This is a genomic window from Clostridioides sp. ES-S-0123-01 (assembly GCF_020658415.1).
GTDB lineage: Bacteria > Bacillota > Clostridia > Peptostreptococcales > Peptostreptococcaceae > Clostridioides.
This window is the reverse complement of sequence record NZ_JACVWD010000005.1, coordinates 75,006-94,310: the sequence shown is the minus strand read 5'-3', so window position 1 is coordinate 94,310 and position 19,305 is coordinate 75,006. Positions and strand designations below refer to the sequence as shown.

Annotated in this window: 19 protein-coding genes and 1 tRNA gene; 4 read left to right on the top strand and 16 right to left on the bottom strand. The window is 28.3% G+C overall.

Features of this window, described 5'->3' with window-relative positions:
• Positions 1 to 7: 7 nt before the first annotated feature.
• From IC175_RS12810 to polA, 12 genes are all read right to left on the bottom strand, one after another.
• Positions 8 to 577, bottom strand: a complete 570-nt coding sequence (locus IC175_RS12810) for an RnfABCDGE type electron transport complex subunit G (RefSeq protein WP_227434072.1) — start codon at positions 575 to 577, stop codon at positions 8 to 10.
• A complete protein-coding gene (locus IC175_RS12805; RefSeq protein WP_227434071.1) occupies positions 577 to 1,554 on the bottom strand; it encodes an RnfABCDGE type electron transport complex subunit D in 978 nt (325 codons plus the stop codon). The genes IC175_RS12810 and IC175_RS12805 overlap by 1 nt, the downstream gene beginning before the upstream one ends.
• 22 nt (positions 1,555 to 1,576) lie before the next feature.
• The gene (gene rsxC / locus IC175_RS12800) at positions 1,577 to 2,914 is read right to left on the bottom strand and encodes an electron transport complex subunit RsxC (protein WP_227434070.1); all 1,338 of its coding nucleotides are present in this window, start codon (positions 2,912 to 2,914) and stop codon (positions 1,577 to 1,579) included.
• A gap of 215 nt (positions 2,915 to 3,129) precedes the next feature.
• Positions 3,130 to 4,074: a hypothetical protein gene (locus IC175_RS12795; RefSeq protein WP_227434069.1), complete on the bottom strand. Its 945-nt coding sequence runs from the start codon at positions 4,072 to 4,074 to the stop codon at positions 3,130 to 3,132.
• A 106-nt stretch (positions 4,075 to 4,180) separates the two neighbouring features.
• Positions 4,181 to 5,464: a C40 family peptidase gene (locus IC175_RS12790; protein ID WP_227434068.1), complete on the bottom strand. Its 1,284-nt coding sequence runs from the start codon at positions 5,462 to 5,464 to the stop codon at positions 4,181 to 4,183.
• 131 nt (positions 5,465 to 5,595) lie between these two features.
• Entirely contained in the window at positions 5,596 to 5,967 is a 372-nt protein-coding gene (locus tag IC175_RS12785; RefSeq protein ID WP_227434067.1) for a VOC family protein, read from the bottom strand.
• 232 nt (positions 5,968 to 6,199) lie between these two features.
• Positions 6,200 to 6,799 (bottom strand): hypothetical protein, encoded by a 600-nt coding sequence (locus IC175_RS12780; protein WP_227851600.1) that lies wholly within the window; start codon positions 6,797 to 6,799, stop codon positions 6,200 to 6,202.
• Positions 6,800 to 6,999: 200 nt separating this feature from the next.
• The gene (locus tag IC175_RS12775) at positions 7,000 to 7,212 is read right to left on the bottom strand and encodes a heavy-metal-associated domain-containing protein (RefSeq protein ID WP_227434065.1); all 213 of its coding nucleotides are present in this window, start codon (positions 7,210 to 7,212) and stop codon (positions 7,000 to 7,002) included.
• A 78-nt stretch (positions 7,213 to 7,290) separates the two neighbouring features.
• Complete coding sequence (locus IC175_RS12770; RefSeq protein WP_227851599.1) at positions 7,291 to 9,009, bottom strand: ABC transporter substrate-binding protein; 1,719 nt, start codon at positions 9,007 to 9,009, stop codon at positions 7,291 to 7,293.
• Positions 9,009 to 9,563 (bottom strand): lytic transglycosylase domain-containing protein, encoded by a 555-nt coding sequence (locus IC175_RS12765; RefSeq protein WP_227434063.1) that lies wholly within the window; start codon positions 9,561 to 9,563, stop codon positions 9,009 to 9,011. The genes IC175_RS12770 and IC175_RS12765 overlap by 1 nt, the downstream gene beginning before the upstream one ends.
• The gene (gene coaE, locus IC175_RS12760; protein ID WP_227851598.1) at positions 9,556 to 10,158 is read right to left on the bottom strand and encodes a dephospho-CoA kinase; all 603 of its coding nucleotides are present in this window, start codon (positions 10,156 to 10,158) and stop codon (positions 9,556 to 9,558) included. Before coaE ends, IC175_RS12765 begins: the two co-directional genes overlap by 8 nt.
• Positions 10,159 to 10,166: 8 nt before the next feature.
• The gene (gene polA, locus IC175_RS12755) at positions 10,167 to 12,815 is read right to left on the bottom strand and encodes a DNA polymerase I (protein ID WP_227482181.1); all 2,649 of its coding nucleotides are present in this window, start codon (positions 12,813 to 12,815) and stop codon (positions 10,167 to 10,169) included.
• 339 nt (positions 12,816 to 13,154) lie between these two features.
• On the opposite strand from polA, the gene IC175_RS12750 reads away from it, so the two are divergent.
• From IC175_RS12750 to IC175_RS12740, 3 genes are all read left to right on the top strand, one after another.
• A tRNA-Leu gene (locus tag IC175_RS12750) sits at positions 13,155 to 13,234 on the top strand.
• 941 nt (positions 13,235 to 14,175) lie between these two features.
• Positions 14,176 to 15,585, top strand: coding sequence for an MBOAT family O-acyltransferase (locus IC175_RS12745; RefSeq protein WP_227834671.1), 1,410 nt, complete (start codon positions 14,176 to 14,178; stop codon positions 15,583 to 15,585).
• Between the two features lie 16 nt (positions 15,586 to 15,601).
• Positions 15,602 to 16,795, top strand: a complete 1,194-nt coding sequence (locus IC175_RS12740) for an alginate O-acetyltransferase AlgX-related protein (RefSeq protein ID WP_227851597.1) — start codon at positions 15,602 to 15,604, stop codon at positions 16,793 to 16,795.
• Positions 16,796 to 17,000: 205 nt separating this feature from the next.
• Here IC175_RS12740 and IC175_RS12735 read toward each other — a convergent pair whose 3' ends face one another.
• Positions 17,001 to 17,759 carry a LysR family transcriptional regulator substrate-binding protein gene (locus IC175_RS12735; RefSeq protein WP_227851596.1) on the bottom strand — a complete coding sequence of 253 codons (759 nt, stop codon included), beginning with the start codon at positions 17,757 to 17,759 and terminating at the stop codon, positions 17,001 to 17,003.
• On the bottom strand, positions 17,743 to 17,889 hold the full coding sequence (locus IC175_RS12730) for a helix-turn-helix domain-containing protein (protein WP_227851595.1): 147 nt from the start codon (positions 17,887 to 17,889) through the stop codon (positions 17,743 to 17,745). The genes IC175_RS12735 and IC175_RS12730 overlap by 17 nt, the downstream gene beginning before the upstream one ends.
• A gap of 315 nt (positions 17,890 to 18,204) precedes the next feature.
• Here IC175_RS12730 and IC175_RS12725 point away from each other — a divergent pair, with 315 nt between their 5' ends.
• On the top strand, positions 18,205 to 18,369 hold the full coding sequence (locus IC175_RS12725; protein WP_255630962.1) for a cupin: 165 nt from the start codon (positions 18,205 to 18,207) through the stop codon (positions 18,367 to 18,369).
• 204 nt (positions 18,370 to 18,573) lie between these two features.
• Here IC175_RS12725 and IC175_RS12720 read toward each other — a convergent pair whose 3' ends face one another.
• Both IC175_RS12720 and IC175_RS12715 read right to left on the bottom strand, forming a co-directional pair.
• A complete protein-coding gene (locus IC175_RS12720; RefSeq protein ID WP_227831252.1) occupies positions 18,574 to 19,017 on the bottom strand; it encodes a hypothetical protein in 444 nt (147 codons plus the stop codon).
• A gap of 2 nt (positions 19,018 to 19,019) precedes the next feature.
• Positions 19,020 to 19,217, bottom strand: coding sequence for a helix-turn-helix transcriptional regulator (locus IC175_RS12715; RefSeq protein ID WP_021383879.1), 198 nt, complete (start codon positions 19,215 to 19,217; stop codon positions 19,020 to 19,022).
• Positions 19,218 to 19,305 lie beyond the last annotated feature (88 nt).

Sequence of the window (19,305 nt, the reverse complement as noted above, 5' to 3'; positions counted from 1 at the left end):
ACCCTCCTTATTTATTAAGAGCACTATTGAAGACATCTATTGCAGCATTTACTCCTGTAGTAACTGCTGTAGATGTAATAGTTGCACCTGATATTGCTAATATTTGATTTTCTGCTGTTGTGCTTCCTTTTGCTACTTCAAGAGGTTCAGCAGTTTTTCCTTTGTATTGACCTTTAAATGCATCATCTTTAGCTTTTGCTCCAAGTCCTGCTGTCTCTGACATATTACCAATATCAACACCTGTAACTTGGCCATCAGCTGATATACCTACCATAACTTCAATTTCTCCACCATAGCCACTTGGTTTAGCTTTTAAAGTATATCCTACTACCTCAGAACCATCTAGCCCTTCATATACTTCAGCTATAAGACCATCTCCAAGGTCTTTATAAGTACTTTCCTTCATTTCTTTAAATTCTTTTGCTTCTGGAAGTACTGCTTTTCTAAGTTCATTGTTTGCTTGTATATTTCTTTGTTCTATTACTGGAGCTGTAACTTGATTTGTAGCTCCAAGTGCTAATGAGGCTATTGCACTTATAGCAAGTAAAGTTCCACCTAGTCTTACCATACTATTCATTATTTAGCCACCTCCCCAAACACTCTGTTTCTAACAAACTTATCTATAAGTGGTGCAAGACAGTTTACTAGTAGTATTGAGTAAGATACACCTTCTGGATATCCACCATACATTCTTATAACAGTTGTTATAAGACCTGCTAATACAGCGTATATGATTTGACCTTTTTTAGTCATAGGCGAAGTTGTATAATCCGTAAGCATGAAGAAACCACCTAACATAAGTCCTCCAGCAAACAGTTGATATATTGCAAAATTTATATTAAATCCACCTAAAAGGAATGTTAATATAAATACAGTTGCTATGTAAAATACTGGGATAACATAATTTATTATGCCTTTATACATTAGGTATACTCCACCTAATAATAATAATATTGCTGATGTTTCACCTATACATCCACCAATATTACCAATCATCATATCAGCAAGGCTGATTCCATTACTAGAAAGGTCAGCCAAGCCTGCTGCTCCATTTTTCAAAAAGCTTAATGGTGTTGCAGTAGTAACTGCATCTAAATTTTTACCTATCCAGTTAACACCTGGTTGAGTCCAAGCAGTCATTGCTACTGGAAATGATGCTAATAAAAATGCTCTTGCAGCAAGTGCTGGATTGACAAAGTTACATCCAATTCCACCAAATACCATTTTAACTACTAATATTGCAAATATTCCTCCTACTAGACACATCCACCAAGGAAGTGATGCTGGTACGTTAAATGCTAATAATAATCCTGTTACAACAGCTGAAAAATCTCCTATAGTACTTTTATGCTTCATAAGTTTTTGATATAAAAATTCAGTACCTACTGTACCAAGTATACAAAAAAACATAGCACTCAATGCATTAAGTCTAAAGAAGTATACTCCTGCTACTGCTGCTGGAAGGAGTGCTATAATAACTTGTTTCATTATATATGAAGTATCTTCATTACTTCTCACATGAGGAGAAGATGATACTATCAACTTATTTTCCATCGTTTTTCCCCCTTAACTTTCTTTATTTCTGAGCAGCTTGCTTTCTTCTCTTTGCTCCTATTTCTCTTTTTGCTGATCTTATAGATTGAAGTAATGGTCTTCTTGCTGGACAAATAAATGAACAAGACCCACATTCTATACAATCCATAGCTCTATGATATTCAGCTGTGTCATAATCTTCCTTCAAAGAATATGCACTTATGAAAAGTGGTTGTAAGAATGATGGACATACATCTGTACATCTTCCACATCTTAAACAATTTTGAACATCTGGTGTACGTGATTCTTCTTCATCTAAACATAAAATCCCTGAAGAACCTTTATTAGTTGCTATTTCAGTAGTATATTGAGCTATCCCCATCATAGGTCCACCCATTATCACTTTACCAACTTTTTTATCTTCTTTAAAACCACCACATTGGTCTATTATTTCTGAGACTAATGTCCCAACTTTTGTTATTAGGTTTTTAGGTTCTTTGATACAGCTACCTGTTATTGTAGTAATTCTTTCTACCAAAGGCATACCTGTTTTAATAGATTTAGCTATTTGAGCTGCTGTGGCAACGTTGTCAACAACTGCACCTGCTGCTATTGGCAATCCGCCTGATGGAACTTCCTTACCTGTACACGCATAAATAAGTTGTTTTTCTGCTCCTTGTGGATATTTCACTTGAAGGCCAACAACTTCGATTTCACTATAATCTTTAGCTACATTTTGAATGGCTTCTATAGCATCTGGTTTATTTGTTTCAATTCCTATAAATCCTTTTTTAACATCTAATACTTTCATTAATGCTCTTAAACCAAATACAACATCTTCTGGATTTTCCACCATTAATCTGTGGTCTGCAGTTAAATATGGTTCACATTCTGCCCCATTTAATATAACTACTTCTGCTTTACTGTCTGGTGGAGGAGATACTTTTACATGGTTAGGGAATGTAGCTCCACCCATACCTACTATTCCTGCCTCTTTTATGATACCTACTATATCTTCTTTGCTCAAATCCTCTAACTGACCTTTTGGTTGAACACTTTCATGTAATTCTTCCTTAAAGTCATTTTCGATAACTACACATTGAGCTGAACCACCTGGTACTTCATGTTGTTCAATAGCAATAACTTTACCTGATACTGAAGAATGAACGTTACATGAAACGAAACCTTGCTGTTCACCTATTTTTTGCCCAAACTTTACTTCATCGCCAACTTCAACAATAGGTTTAGCTGGTGCCCCTATATGTTGTTGAAGAGGAATGTAAACTATCTTTGGAGCTTGAGCTTTTTCAAGTGCCTTTGTGTTAGAGTACTCTTTTCTATATGGAGGATGTATTCCTCCCTTAAAAGTTAAGAGTTTCATTGTTTTACCCCCTTATCTATAAAAAAACATTTTTTCTGCCTTCTATAAGTATACTATATATATTAAAAAATCTTAACAATTGTTAAAAAAATATCCCTATTTTTATAATTTATTTTATAAATCAACGCCTCTTTATTAAGTTAAAATGAGGAAAAGGATTGTCTTATTAAACAATCCTTTTCCTATAGCTTTCTAAAGTCTAAATTTTCTGTATTTTATTTTATGGAATTTATGAACAAAGAATACTCTTGCATAGATGATAAAAGTAGACTTTTACTTACACTATATTTTTCTTCATTTGCTGCTTTTGAGGCAGTATCAATTTTTTCGTTTATGTTCTTTACATAGTCAATCAAATTATCTTTAAATAAACTCATTTCAGAATAATCAATCTTTTCAGCTTCTTTTGATATATTTTGTGATATTGCCTTTCTATTTGTCAAAATAGTATTATATTTTTCCATATCTACATTATTTTCATCATTCGACCAAAAACTTGATTCTTCTTTAAAGTTTGTTATTAATTTATTTAATTCTTTGGATATACTATCTATATAAGCATAATTACTTGTATATTCTAAAGATAGCATAGGTGCATCTAAATGAGATAAAAACGCATCTGGAAATACTTTTCTTATAGAACTCATATGCTTTCTAACTTCATTTTCATCAAAAGAAGAGTATGTTTGTATTTTTTTTACTCCATCCTTCTCCATAACTGAAAAAGGTATATCACTACTAACTAACGATGTTTGTATTTTTTTCAAATCGTCATCATTATCTATTGCAGCAACTTGGATGGTATATATATCCCATCCTTCAATAGTAGCTAATTTTACTTCTTCTGGTTCCTTGGTATTATTTACTGCTTTTTCTGAATTATTATTTTGATTATTATTTGAATTGGTTTGTGATTTAGATTTTTTTCCATTTTTTATGGCATTTAGTTCATCAGATATATCTTTATAAGTTATATCTGATGAACTATTTAGAAATGGTATTTTAGCTGATATATACTCTAACATCTTGCTATCTTTTATTTTTGTATAAGAATAATAGCCAATCAAACATAAACAAGCAATAGTTATTATATACTTACGCACATCTATCTTATGTCTATTATTATTAAATCCTCTGTATATCGTCTTTCTTCTATTCATTAGTTTGTCCCCTCCCAAAATTATATTATTAATAAAGTATATTTTTAAGAGTCTCAATTTATGAATAGAAAACTTATTTATTTTAATTTTTTAATAAAAATTATATCTACGAAGCAAATCTTCTTGCTCCAAGCAATGCTTTAGACCAATATGAAGTAGTCAAATTGTCTACTTTAACCTTATTAGGATTAGTTTGAGTTCCACTACAATGTATAAACTTACTATTGCCTACATATATACCTACATGGTTCGTTGCTCCATCTCCGTCAGTATCAAAGTAAACTAAATCTCCTGGTGCATAGTTACCCATAGAAACTGCACTTCCAAATTGAGCTTGCTCTCTAGAAACTCTTGGTATAGAAAGTCCAACTGAGTGTTTAAAAACATACTGTGTAAATCCAGAACAATCAAACTTATCTGGACCAGATGCTCCCCATTGATATGGTATTCCAATAAGTGTATATGCAAAATCTACTACTTTTGAACCATTTACAGTCGATTTATCTGAATTTCCAATAGATGAAGAATTTGAATTACTATTAGATTGGGAATTATTATTAGATGATGAATTAGAGTTTTCTTTTAATCCTTCAGTAGTCTCAGAAATATAACTAGAACTTACCCATCCAGTTGTCCCATTTGATAATTTTACTTTATACCATCCATTACTTTTAGCTTTTAACTCAACAACATCTCCACCATTTAATTTTCCGATTACAGAATAGCTTGTCCCAGGACCACTTCTTACATTTAAACTTACAGTAGATGTTACTTTTCCCTTCTTGCCTTCAAGTGATACTTCACTAGATTGATTTTTATCAGTGTTGTTATTATTAGTAGTATTACTTGAATTAGAATCATTTGTTCCAACATCTTCTGATGTTTTTGAGATATACTGACTACTAGCCCATCCAGTAACTCCATTTGATAGCTTTATTTTATACCATCCATTACTTTGTTCTAATAACTTTACTACATCTCCATTATTTGCTTTACCAACTAATGAGTAGTTTGTACCTGCACCACTTCTTATATTTAATCTAGAACTGACATTTACTTTTCCATTCCCACTAATAGATGTTCCACTTGATGTTGAATTATTTTGATTCGAAGTACTTCCAGATGAACCACTCGTTGATATGTATTTTGAACTTCCCCAGCCAACAACAGAACTTGACACTCTTACTTTATACCAACCATTAGATTTTTCTAAAATTTCTACAGTTTTTCCCTTATATAACTTTGCTACTTTGTCACAATCAGCACTTGGCCCGCTTCTTATATTTAAAGCACTAGCTGTCACAACTCCCTTTTCAAGAGCACTTGCATGTATGGAACTAACAGATACTGCTACTGCTCCAATCCCTAAAGCCGTTATAGCTTTCTTCACTACTATCACTCCCCCCAACATATTTTTATAATCATAAATTTGTACCACTATTATCCATTTTTAACAACTATATTTTAATGATAACTTATTCTATTATTAATTGTAAAGAAATTATAATTATATTATTAAAATTAATGATTCTTAGGAAGTATTTCAATCCAATAATTATCTGGGTCCGCTATAAAATAAATTCCCATACTTTCATTTTCAAAACATATACAATCTAAGTCTTTATGAAGTTTTTTTGCCTCATCAAACTCTTCAACTTCTAAAGCCAAATGGAACTCATTATCCCCTAAATTATATGGTCTATCCCAATCTCTAAGCCAAGTTAACTCTAATGTATGGCTAGTAATCCCATCTCCTAAATAAACTAGTATAAAACTTCCATCTTCTGCTTCTTTACGCTTTACTTCTTTTAGACCTAAAGCTTTATCATAAAAATTCAAACTTTTTTCTAAGTTAGTAACATTAAAATTGTTATGGCAAAAACTAAACTTCATTTTGAAATCACTCTCCAATTTTTACTTTTTTTATATTATATCATTATTATAACTTTATTTAAATCAAATTAAGTTAAAAATTTGAATAATACTACGTAATACTTAAGTAGCATTAAATTATTTAAAAGAATATGTCAAAAAAAGAATAAGTTCTATTAAACACATGAAAAAATTGTACTCAAGTTATCTTGATTGTGTAAAATAATAGAACTTATTTTTTTAATTTTTATATTTAATTTTTAATTTTTTCTTTTATAATATAGTTTATTACTTTTTTTCTAATATCTTCAGCACTATAATCATCCTCTATTTCTATACCTAAAAGTTTTGCTATTGATTTCATATCTTCCCTAGTTTTTGACCTATAGCTTGATATCAGTTCATCTTTTATTTTCTCAGGTTCTAAAAGATATTCTTCATCTCCTCTTTTGAAAGTAACATATTTTTGAGCATATGAATTTCTATTATAGTATATATACCTTGATATTTTTCTTAAAATCTGATTATATGAAAGTCGCTTATTAACATTAAGCTTTAAGTACTCTGAAAAAGCAAATAGCTCTTTTTTTGATTTAAATAATGTTTCTTTTTTGATAGTTCTTGATATCGAAGTTACACTTTCTTGATATGCACACTTTTTTAACATTTTTAAATATACTCTATTAAGACCAATACTTTGATTGAATTTTTTTATATTATTATTAATAACTTTATCCAAATTACCTTCAAAGTATTTTTTTGCTCCTTTTTGTGATACATAACTCTCAAGTTCTTTGTGGGCCATATCAAGTATCATTTTTTTTAAATCTTCTTTATATCCCCTAGACTCCATGATACTCCCTCCCTTAGCTATTTATAGTATATTCAAAAAGTTTACGAAATGTGAATCTTTCTCGAAATTTTTTACTTTTTATGTATATATTAATTTAAAAGGGGAGATAATAGTAATGTAAAATCAAACATACTCAATCTCCCCCATTTTTAGACCTCTATTACTCCCCCAATAGAGGTCTTTTTTTATTTTATTATTTTTTATTCAATTCCTTTTAATTCAAAACCTAACTCTGCTATTACTTCTTTTAACTTATCAACTGATACATCATCTTTCATATCTACAGATGCACATTTATTTTCCAAATCTACATCTAAAACTTCAACACCATCTATATCTTCTGTTAATGCAGTTTTAAGGTGATTTACACAGTGTCCACAACTCATACCTTCTACTAATAGTTTCTTTTTCATATCAATTACCTCCTTATACCCTATAAGGGTATTTTATCACACAGTTTAAATTTTTTAAATATAAATTAGTCATTTAATTTATTTCGATTCATTTGAGCTTATATCTAAGTTAGAGATTCCCTCATATACATCAAATTCATTTGGAGTAATCTTTCCTTTTAGTCTACTATTGCTTACAATATAGTTGTTTCTAATAGCTAAACTTATAAATGTTGCATTATCCTCAACATATTTTTGTACATCTTTATAAGCTTTCTTTGTTTCAATTTCAGATGCAGAACTTGTCAGTGCAGACATGTATCCATTTAACTTATCATCAGTATATCCGCTGCTTGCTATTATACTACTTACATCTGGTACAATAGATAATTTCCATCCTACCAATGCCAAATCGTAGTTTTTAGAATTAAGGGCACTTTCCATTTCTTTGTCGGATAACTGATTTATCGTATTGTTTATTCCTATAGCTTTTAGGTTTTCACTTATTATATGTGATGTTTTTAACCTCTCACTATTATCTTTATTTACTATTATTTTTAAATTCATTTCAGAAAGTCTTTTCTTTACTTCCTCTTTTTCTTTATTTTTTTTATCTTCAGCTTCTTTTTTTACTCTCTCAGCTTCTTCTTGTTCAGCCTTTTTTTGTTCTTCTGCAGTAAGTTTCTTTGTATTTTTTTTAGTTGATTTTTTTTGTTTTTTATCTACCTTATCATTTTTTGGATTCACTGCATTTATATTTGCATATTCTACTTTATTAAGATACTCAATCGCTTTATCTTTATTGTACTCTAAATCTTTCACATCACTGCTATAATATTTTGATTTTGAGTTAAGTGGAAAATTAACAGGAGTTGCATCATCCATATAACCTTCACTAATAATTCTACTTTTATTTATAGAATGTGCAATTGCTTTTCTAAAATTGACATCCTTAAAAAAAGAATTATTGTAATTAAATAATACACATTCATAATCTCTACCTTGATATTTTGTTATATTAAACTCTTTTTCTTGAAATTTGCTCAAATCATTCAGCGTAACATTTGTTATATCACTATCAAGAGCCATAACCATAGATGTTCTAGCATCTTCGTTAGGAACCATTCCTACTTTTACATTTTTCATAGCTTTAGGAACTTCTTCATAGTAATCCTTATTCACAGATAAAATCATTCCTTCTCTTTCTGTATATGATTCTATTTTATATTTCCCATTTCCTATCATATTATTATTTTTGTCATTTACATCTTTTGAATCTAAATGATTTTGAGATACTATTGGAAATATTAAACTATCAATAGAAAAAGCATATTTAGCTTTAAATTTTATTGTAAAATCTTTATCTGATTTAATATTTACAGAAGCTATATTTTTTGTAAATTCATTATATGGACTTTCTGCACTTTTTTGAATTAAACCAATTGTATAATTTACATCATTTGAAGTAACTTCTTTTCCATCATGCCATTTTGCATCGTTTAATTTTATATCTATACTCATTCCATCTTGAGCTATATTGTACTCCTTCACTAATTGAGGAGTTACATTATAGTTTTCATCTATTGTAAACAAGCCATCATAGATTAAGTTCATTATGTAGCTAACAGACTTATCAGTATTTGTTATAGGGTTTATAGTCTTAGGAGTCACCATCGTTAAGTTTATATACTTGGCATCTATAGAGCTCTGACTTTTAATACCTGATTCACTGCTACTTTCTTTTGTTTTAGTATTACTACAACCAACTATCATAAGAGTTATAGCTAAAATTACTGTTAAGACTTTTATTTTCTTCATTAGTTTTTCCCCTTCTCGCCATATATCTTATTATAATTTTTATAATTATTTTTTACTTTTTCTACATACTTTGAAGTTTGTTCAAAGGGTATATCATGTAGATTCTTTCCATCTTTACTATATTCATTATTTTCTAACCATTTCTTTACATTACCTGAGCCACCATTATATGCAGCTATTACTAAATCCAATGAACCAAATTCTTTATATAATTTATTTAAATACCAACAACCAATTCTTATGTTGGTTTCTGGGTCAAAAATATCAATATTTTCTAGATTCAGTTCTTCCGCTCCCCAATCTCTAGTTATGTCTAATATTTGCATTAACCCTTTGGCCTCTTTTTTTGAAACAGCAGAGCTATTAAACTTACTTTCTGCTTTTATGACACTGTAAACTATATTTTCATCTAAATTAAATTCTTTAGAATATTTTTCTACATACTCTGAGTATTTTTTAGGATACAAAAACTTATGTATTATTTTGCTTTCCATTAATAGTGCCCCAAATAAGATTATAAAAATAGATAGAACCAATACTTTCTTATTATTCACGCCAATTCTCCTTCATGTATTCAATAAATTTGTATACTTTATTCTCTAATTCAGTTATTGTTCCCGAATTATCTATTATATAATCACCATATTTGGATTTTTCTTCCTGACTCATTTGTGAATTTATTCTGCTAAGTGCTTCTTGTTTACTACAATTATCTCTCTTTTGTATTCGGCTAATTTGTACTTCTTGTTTACAAGTAACCACTAATAGCTTATCTACTATTTCCAAAAATCCACTTTCTACTAATATTGCTGCATCTAATATTACTATCTTTTCGTCTTTTTTTCTAGCTTCTTCTATATCACTTATTATTTTTTCTCTTATTATTGGATGTGTCAGATTATTTAACTCATTAAGTTTTTCTTCATCATTAAAAACTATTTTCCCAAGAGCTTTTCTATCTAAAGTTCCATCATCCTTTTTTATATTTCGACCAAAATGTTCAAATACTTTTTCTAATAACAACTCATCCTCAAAGATTTGTCTAGATATAATATCTGCATCCACTATAGTAATGTTAAATTTTCTAAATATATTCGATAGGCTGCTTTTTCCACAGCCTATCCCTCCTGTAAGTCCTAATATCAACATAAAATCACCTACTTTGTCTCATACCAAGAACTACCAACATTTAAATCTACATCTAAGTGAACATCCATATTTACAGCATTTTCCATTTCATCTTTTACAATCTTTTTAACTATATCTATTTCATCGTCAATTGCTTCAACTATCAATTCATCATGAACTTGTAGTATAAGCTTTGATTTCAAATCATTTTCTTCTAACTTTTTGTGAACATTTATCATAGCAATCTTTATTATATCTGCTGCACTTCCTTGTATTGGTGCATTCATTGCAAATCTCTTTCCTCTATTTCTCTCCATAAAATTGCTAGATTTTATTTCTGGTATATATCTCCTTCTGTTTAAGATAGTCACAGCATAACCATCTTCACTGGCCTTTTCTACTGTAGTGTCCATAAACTCTTTTATCTTATGATACTTAGCAAAATAACTTTCTATATACTCTTTTGCTTTTGGCACAGGTATATTTAAATCATCAGCCAATCCAAAATCACTTTTACCATATATAATACCAAAGTTTACTGCCTTAGCCGCACCTCTTAATTCACTAGTTACATCTTCCATAGAAACATTGAAAACTTGTGAAGCTGTTTTAGTATGAATATCTTCATTATGTTTAAATGCTTCTATCATATTTTCATCTTGACTCATATGTGCAAGAACTCTAAGTTCTACTTGTGAGTAATCGGCATCAACTAGCTTACAATTTTCATCTGCAATAAACACCTTTCTTATTTTTCTACCCATTTCCATTTTTATAGGTATATTTTGAAGATTTGGTTCTGTAGATGAAATCCTTCCAGTAGTTGTTATAGTTTGATTAAATGATGAATGAATTCTATTACTTTCTGGATTTATTATGTTTAGAAGACCTTCAACATAAGTAGAATTCAGCTTTACTATTTGTCTATACTCAGTTATTTTGTCTATTATTGGATGTTTATCCCTTAATTTTTCTAAAACATCTGCATTAGTTGAGTATCCAGTCTTGGTTTTTTTGATTATTGGAAGTTCTAATTTTTCAAACAATATAACACCTAATTGTTTTGGTGAATTTATATTAAATGGCTCTCCTGATAATTCATAAATTTCCTTTTCTAGTGTAGAAATTATTTCTTTAAACTCAATACTTAGGTCATCTAGTATACTCTTATCTACTTTTATACCTTCATACTCCATATGTCCTAAAACTTCCACCAAGGGCATCTCTACATGGTAAAAAAGACCATCCATACTCATATCGATTAAACTTCTTTCCATCATAGGAATTGTTTCTTTAACTGTGCAGATTATTTGCCCCATATACTCTGCCAAATCTTCAAATTCTAAATCTTCGTAGTTCTTAGATTTAACACCTTTACCTAGTAATTCTTCTTTTGATTTAACTTTTTTTGATAAGTATTTCATAGCTATAGCACTACAGTCATATGATGTAGATGAGGTAGAATCTATTAAATACTCCGCTATTGTTATATCAAAATTTATATTTTCCAAGTTTATATTATATGGCTTTAAAGATATATAATCATCCTTTAAATTATATCCAAACTTCTTGATTTCTTTATTTGAAAGTATACCATCTAATTTTGTTACTTCATCTGAATCTATATAATATATTTTTTCTCCATCTACACTTATAAAGATATATATTATATTTTTTTCAAGTATATTACCTTGTCCTCTAACAGTTTTTAAAATAACTTGTCCTTTTTTATTTACTTCATCTATAAATTTATCTATATCTTTTAATTTTAATATTTCTATTTTTTCTTCTACTTGTTCGGTATCATCTGAGTCAACCAAGTCAACTAATCTTGATAAAAGGCTTGTAAATCCAAAATATCTAAACTTATCTAAAAGTTCATCTTTATCATAATCGCCAAAAATCATACTATCCAAATTTACTTCAATTGGTACATCCCTTATAATTGTTGCAAGTCTTTTGCTTTGAATAGCTATTTCTTTATTTTCTTCTATCTTCTTTTTTACGCTTCCTTTAAGTTTATCTGTATTTTCTATTAAATTCTCTATACTAGAAAACTCTTTTATAAGTTTTATTCCTGTTTTTTCCCCTATTCCAGGTACTCCTGGTATGTTGTCTGATTTATCTCCCATAAGTCCTTTTAAGTCAATAAACTGAGTTGGAGTCATTTCATATTTTTCAATTACAGAGTTAAAGTCATATTCTTCAACTTCTCCTACACCTTTTTTTGTTATAAGAGTAGTCGTCTTATCTGAAGCAAGTTGAATGGCATCTTTGTCTCCAGTTACTATGTATACTTTATATCCATTATCCTCTGCTTTTTTAGAAACAGTTCCTATAATATCATCTGCTTCATAACCATCTATTTCTAATCTATTTATTTTAAATTTATCTAAAAGGTCTTTTAGTGGCTGTAATTGCTCTGCTAATTCATCTGGCATTCCCTTTCTTCCTGCTTTATAATCTTTATACTCTAAGTGTCTAAATGTAGGTGCTTTTCTATCAAAAGCTACACTTATATGTGTTGGTTTATATATATCTATTATTTTAAACAACATTGTCGTAAAGCCATATATAGCATTAGTTTTTAAGCCTTCTTTATTATTCATTTCTGGCAAAGCGTAAAATGCTCTATTTATTATTGAATTTCCATCTATTATAATTAATTTTTTTTCCAAATTATATCACTCCTAAAGATTCTCTATTTTTGTAACATATATATTATATACCAATATGCTATTATTTAATATTCCCATAATAATAATAGTATATTAAAATTAAATATGTTGCAAACAATATATTTTTTTGCTATAATAATAAACATGACATGACCGAGTGGTGGAATTGGTAGATGCAATTAACTCAAAATCAACTGTGTTGATTCATAAGTTTTCATGAGGAAAAGCTAGTATCTATGATATTTTGACAGTTTGATGAGTGCTTTGTATTCAATATTCCTCTTGCATATTCTTGGAAAATCTGGTAGGATATACAAGTAGTTCGGATTTAAAATATAAGCCGCTGTGGCGGAACTGGCAGACGCATACGACTCAAAATCGTACGGGAAACCATATGGGTTCGAGTCCCATCAGCGGCACTAATAAAAAAAACTCTTTAGTATATACTAAAGAGTTTTTTTTATTGTAATATTTTTTCATCTTTGTTTCTAGCCTTGTATAAGTATAAATACCATAGGCATGACTTCTTGAACTCCTAAAACATATCTAAACAAAGCAGGATTTTTTATGTATTTACTTAATAAATCCATACTTCTTATCATATTGATTTTTTCCCAATCTCTAAAACTTTTCCCTCTCTAAAAATATTTATAATCAATCATCATTATTCAGTATAACGATTCGATATTATTTTAAAGTATTTGTCATTTAAAACAAACTTGTAATAAAAGCATATCTGAAAGTATTCTGACTCCAATACTTAATAAAGAGTTCTTTTTACAATTATAGATATAAACAACATCTATCTTAATGGACTGTATAGAGCTACAACCAAAGGCAAACACATATAGTTAAACAATGTGTCCGTGATTTTTCTTTATTATTTTATCATAATAGCTTTATTAATCCATTATAACATTACATCATTTTAAAAAAATTATATAAAAAGTCAAAATTTACATATATATTAATAAAACTTGTAAAAACACAGCTAAATTTGTACAATTAAGTACTTAAAACTTGAAAATACTTACTTTGCTATATATTTTAGATAAATATATAATTTATTTAGTTAAGAAAGGAAGTTGTAAATATAAAAGATAATTTAAAAATAACACTAAAATACATAAAAAGTTATAAAGCTAGATCTTTAACAATTGCTCTGAGTATAATTCTTGCTACATCAACTTATTGTTGGTATTGGTACTCTCAAGAAGTGCTCAGCAAGCAGTGGTAGTTAAATAGTATGGGCTTAAAATCAGAAATAAATCAAGACCTCACTCTTAATATATATATTATTAATTTTAGTTGTTTTATTTATTATTCATTTATTAAATAATAAAAAGATAAGGAGTCTAATATGATATTCAGTAGTTTAATATTTTTATTTTTATTCTTTCCAGTCACACTCATTTGCTATTACTTGGCAAATTCTAAGTATAAAAATGTTGTGTTACTTCTAGCAAGTATTGCCTTCTATGCATGGGGAGAACCAAAATATATTTTTTTGATGATGCTATCAATAATAGTAAACTATATATTGGGTATTAAAGTTTCTTACAGTAAAGATAAGAAAATATGGGTTGTGCTTTCTGTGATTTACAATATATCCATTCTTGGGATATTCAAGTATAGCAATTTCTTTGTAGATAATATTAATTTTTTATTAAACACAAATATAACTATACCTGAAATTAAATTACCTTTAGGTATCTCATTTTTCACATTTCAGATAATGAGCTATGTAATAGATGTATATAGAAATGATGCTAAAGTTCAAAGAAAATTAACTAACCTAGCATTATACATAAGTTTATTCCCTCAGCTTGTAGCAGGTCCTATTGTTAGATATCAGACTGTGGCAGATGCCATTGAACATAGAGAACATAATTGGTATAAATTTACTCAAGGCGTAAACAGATTCGTTATTGGTCTTGGAAAAAAGGTAATTTTAGCAAATCAATTAGGTATAATTGCAGATGATGTATTTAATAAGTCATCTGGAGATTTATCAAGACTTGATGTGTGGCTAGGTGTAGTTTGCTATACACTTCAAATATTCTATGACTTTAGTGGTTATAGTGATATGGCTATTGGTTTAGGTAAGATATTTGGATTTAATTTTTTAGAAAATTTCAACTATCCATATATCTCTCAAACAGTATCTGAGTTTTGGAGAAGGTGGCATATATCTTTAAGTACTTGGTTCAAAGACTATGTATATTTCCCATTAGGTGGAAATAGAGTTTCTAGATTAAAACTATATAGAAATCTATTTATAGTATGGTTTTTAACTGGCATGTGGCATGGAGCTAATTGGACTTTTATTATATGGGGTCTATATTTTGGAATATTAATATCAATAGAAAAAGTATTTTTAGAAAGGTTGTTATATAAAATGCCAAGAATCATAAGACACATGTATTTACTTTTTATAGTCATGATTGGATGGGTATTTTTTAGAGCAGAAGATTTACCAAAAGCTATTAAGTTTATAGGTATTATGTTTGGTTCTGGCAATTATCCACTTGTCAGTAATGCATTCAATGTATTTATAATTGAATATTGGTATATAATTGTTGGAGCAATCATTCTATCAACTCCTATTGTAGAAGTTATAAAGTCATTAGTAGTTAAGAAGAAAAAAAATACACTAAATAGCACAATGTGTCAAGTTACTAATGCGGCTTTCATAGTTGTTTGCATGTTTATTGTAATGGTAATGTTAAGTAGCTCAACTTATAATCCATTCTTATACTTTAGATTCTAATTTTGGAGGTATTGACATGAATAAAAATAAACCAAAGATTGTTGCCATTTCATTTTTAATTATAGTATTTGGATTTTTTATACTAAACTTCTCACTTCCAAAGAAAAAATTAAGTATAACTGAAAATAGAAATCTTGCAAAATTCCCAACTATAGAAAATTTTAAAAAAGGTAACTACATAGATAAATTTGAAGAGTACTTTAATGACCATTTTGCATTTAGAGATGAAATGATATCAATAAATACAAAATCTCAAGCTAGTTTAAATAAAACTAAAGTAGGTAACTATTACTTAGGAAAAGATAACTGGATATTAGGTATGTTTCCAAAAGTTTTAAACCAAAACCAATTAAATAGATACGAAAAGTCTATTAATTACTTATCTGTTCTAAGTAAAGATATGGGAAAAGATGTGTATTTTACAATGATGCCACATAAATCTAATATGCTAAAACATTTATATCCTAAGTATGTTGATAATATAAGTAATATAGATATAAATTTAAAGAATTTTAAAAGTAGATTAAATCAAGATTCAATTAAATACATAGATATGGATGAGTATTTTTTAAGCAACTATTCAAATAAAGAAAGAGAAAATTTATATTTTAAAACTGACCATCATTGGACTGGATATGGAGCATTTGAAGGCTTTAAAATGATGGCATCAAATATGGACTTGGGTCTTTCTAAGCAAGATTTAAGAAATCATTTTAATAGCTACAAAAAGTCTATAGTTACTAATAAAAAGTTTGTAGGAAGTTATAATCAAAATATAGATATGCTAATTAAAGAAAATGAATATGTAGTTTATATGACAAAAGATAACCAAGATTATAGCTTTGATATAAATGGAAAAGAAAAAGAAGAAAGACAGGTCTATGCAACTAAAAGAAGTGATAAAAAGTGGGATTATGGTGGGGCATACATTAGAGGAGCTCAAACTAATATATTAACTGTAAAAAATCCTAAAGCATTATTAGATAAAAAAATACTAATATTTAGAGATTCATACCAGGCTCCTACAACACTTTTATTTGCTGATATGTTTAATGAAGTAGAGATAGTAGACCCTAGAAATATAAATTCAATAGATAAAACATACAAAGATATGATTGAGGAAAGCAATGCCGATGTTGTAATGTTTATGTATAATAGCTCTGGGTTTGATTCAATGATAGATGCGATGATAGATAAAGGAATAGTATAATATAAAAATATTAACTAAAATTAATTTTAAGGGATTATTTCAAAATAAAAATTTGAATCATCCCTTTTTTATACCAAAACCGGAAAAGAGACTATTTATCTAACAATGCATATACCTACCATATAAACTTATAAACAACCTCTCTACACTATGTTATCTTTTTAAAAATATCAATATATATCTTATATTAGCATAGCATAAACAATTAAAAAATAATCCCATACGTCTTTTTTACAATAGAGATAAAATCACAAAAATTCTTAGACAGCCACTTATCCTTATGATAAATTAATTGTGAAAAAAAATTATAGTCTGTAGTATAAGGAATCTTAACCAATTCATGTTTTTTTAATTCCTTTTCTACTGCAAGCTCTGGAAGAAGGCACAATCCAAGCCCACTAAGTACTGTTTGTTTAATTACCTGAATACTTCCAGTTTCAAGAACTATTTTGGGTACTATAGATGATTCAGATAGCTCTTTCTCAAATAAACTTCTATAACAACAACTCTTTACTGTCAAAATAAATGGAACATTTTTAAAATCCTGAATATACACCTTTTCTTTTAAGGCTAACTTAGTTTCTGGAACTGATAAGATACAGATTGGCTCCTCATTTTTTAATACAGAAATAGTAGATTTATCATTTATAGGTAAATCAAGTATAAATGCTATGTCAATCGTATTATCAGCAAGTAAAGGAACAAAATCAGAAGAATCTAGAGTTTTTATAAAAAGGTCAACATCTGGATATTTCTCTTTATATACTTTGATAATCTCAGGTAACTTAAAAATACAAATAGATTCTGATGCTCCAATAACAATACGCCCATAATTATCTTTCTCTTTATACATCTTTTTTATATCAGATGATAATAAAAGCATTTTTTCAGCATATGGAACCAACTTCTCACCTTCTCTAGTCAATTCTACACTTTTTCCTATACGTTCAAAGAGATTGTACATCCAATTCCTTTTCTAATTGTTGTATATGAGCTGTAATATTTGATTGTGCATAGTTCAAATGTTCAGCAGTTCTAGTAAAATTTTTAATTTTACTAAGTGTTAAAAATGTATTTAAATGCTTTAATTCCATATCTATGTACCTCATTTCATCTAAATATCAGATTGATATAATCAAATCAATCTATTTCACAAATAATTAGATTGATGTTAACATACAGATATACTAAAAGTCAAACAAAAATAAAATCTAAAGGAGATTCTAATGTTATCAAAAACTAATATAATTGAAGAAGTAAATAATATTGAACAACTGTACGTATACAAAAAATTAGGAAAAATAAACAATAATATACTAAGTGTTGTATAAGTAGCAAATAGAAGCTTAGATTTTCATGTTCATGAAAAATCAGATGAATTGTTTTATGTAATAGAGAGAGGATTTAATTTGGAAACTCCAGAAGGATTAACAGAAGTTAAAGAAGGAGAATTTATCATTGTACCTCAAAATACAATACATAGACCAGTAGTTAAAAAACTTACAAAATTTCTAATGATTGAATTAGAAGGAACTCTTAATAAAAAAAATAGTGGTAATTTATATGAAGACTAGCCTATTTTGTAATCTATAAAAATCATTCATAAGTAATGATAATACTATAGTACTTCTCTTCAAAACATATAGAATTCCATATAAAAAAGCCACAATATATAATACTTGTGGCTTTTAAGAATTTATACATATAGTTTAAGCTTATACTGTCAATTTATAAACTAATTTGCTTTTATATAATTTTATATTCAGTGTTATAATTCATTACAACTTTTTATCTAATTTATTATATACAACAGCACCACAAATAAATTGAAATAAAATAAGTAATCCAAGAACAATTAAAACCCACCTACTTGTCAGCATTACAGAGAACACACTCAATATAGAAACAATAAGTATAAGAATTACGAAAACATAAGACATGATTTGATTAGTAATACGTCCAGATTTGTCACGTAACATAATTCTTCTTTCATCATTCATCTCTATCCTTTGATTCTCTATCTTTTCTTTATATTCTACAGCTCTTTCTGGTTTACTCCAATATATATATTGAAAAATCATACATACCCCAGGACCCAAAGTAGCTCCAGATAATCCCCAAATCAAAGCCTCAAATGAAAACTCTGTAAGTGTAGCCAATAAAACAAGTAAAATTCCACAAATAAAATATCCAATTCCAACATATAATCTGTCCTTTTTCATTTTTACTCCTCCTCATAAATAAATATTTCTTCAATATTCATATCAAAATATCTTGCTATCTTAAAAGCTAATATGATAGAAGGATTATATCTACCATTTTCTAATGAACCTATAGTTTGCCTTGATACTTGCAAAGCAGATGCAAGTTCTTCTTGTTTTATACCTCTCTTTTTTCTTATTTCTTCTAATCTATTTTTCACTTTGCTCTCCTTTAATACCTCATTTATGTAAAGTCTACTTTCCATAATTATACAACGATATCTATCTTATGTAAAGTATGCTTTCCAT

Bases quoted from the DNA above. Each gene is read 5' to 3' on its own strand.
- coaE (WP_227851598.1), bottom strand. From the start codon at position 10,158: ATGTTGATATTAGGACTTACAGGAGGGATAGGCTGTGGAAAAAGCAGC.
- IC175_RS12775 (WP_227434065.1), bottom strand. From the start codon at position 7,212: ATGAAAAAGAAACTATTAGTAGAAGGTATGAGTTGTGGACACTGTGTA.
- IC175_RS12795 (WP_227434069.1), bottom strand. From the start codon at position 4,074: ATGAATAGAAGAAAGACGATATACAGAGGATTTAATAATAATAGACAT.
- IC175_RS12730 (WP_227851595.1), bottom strand. From the start codon at position 17,889: ATGGAATTAAAGCATTTAAATACATTTTTAACACTTAGTAAAATTAAA.
- IC175_RS12810 (WP_227434072.1), bottom strand. From the start codon at position 577: ATGAATAGTATGGTAAGACTAGGTGGAACTTTACTTGCTATAAGTGCA.
- rsxC (WP_227434070.1), bottom strand. From the start codon at position 2,914: ATGAAACTCTTAACTTTTAAGGGAGGAATACATCCTCCATATAGAAAA.
- IC175_RS12780 (WP_227851600.1), bottom strand. From the start codon at position 6,799: ATGGAGTCTAGGGGATATAAAGAAGATTTAAAAAAAATGATACTTGAT.
- IC175_RS12720 (WP_227831252.1), bottom strand. From the start codon at position 19,017: ATGAAAAAGGACAGATTATATGTTGGAATTGGATATTTTATTTGTGGA.
- IC175_RS12805 (WP_227434071.1), bottom strand. From the start codon at position 1,554: ATGGAAAATAAGTTGATAGTATCATCTTCTCCTCATGTGAGAAGTAAT.
- IC175_RS12745 (WP_227834671.1), top strand. From the start codon at position 14,176: ATGATATTCAGTAGTTTAATATTTTTATTTTTATTCTTTCCAGTCACA.
- IC175_RS12770 (WP_227851599.1), bottom strand. From the start codon at position 9,009: ATGAAGAAAATAAAAGTCTTAACAGTAATTTTAGCTATAACTCTTATG.
- IC175_RS12785 (WP_227434067.1), bottom strand. From the start codon at position 5,967: ATGAAGTTTAGTTTTTGCCATAACAATTTTAATGTTACTAACTTAGAA.
- IC175_RS12740 (WP_227851597.1), top strand. From the start codon at position 15,602: ATGAATAAAAATAAACCAAAGATTGTTGCCATTTCATTTTTAATTATA.
- IC175_RS12735 (WP_227851596.1), bottom strand. From the start codon at position 17,759: ATGTACAATCTCTTTGAACGTATAGGAAAAAGTGTAGAATTGACTAGA.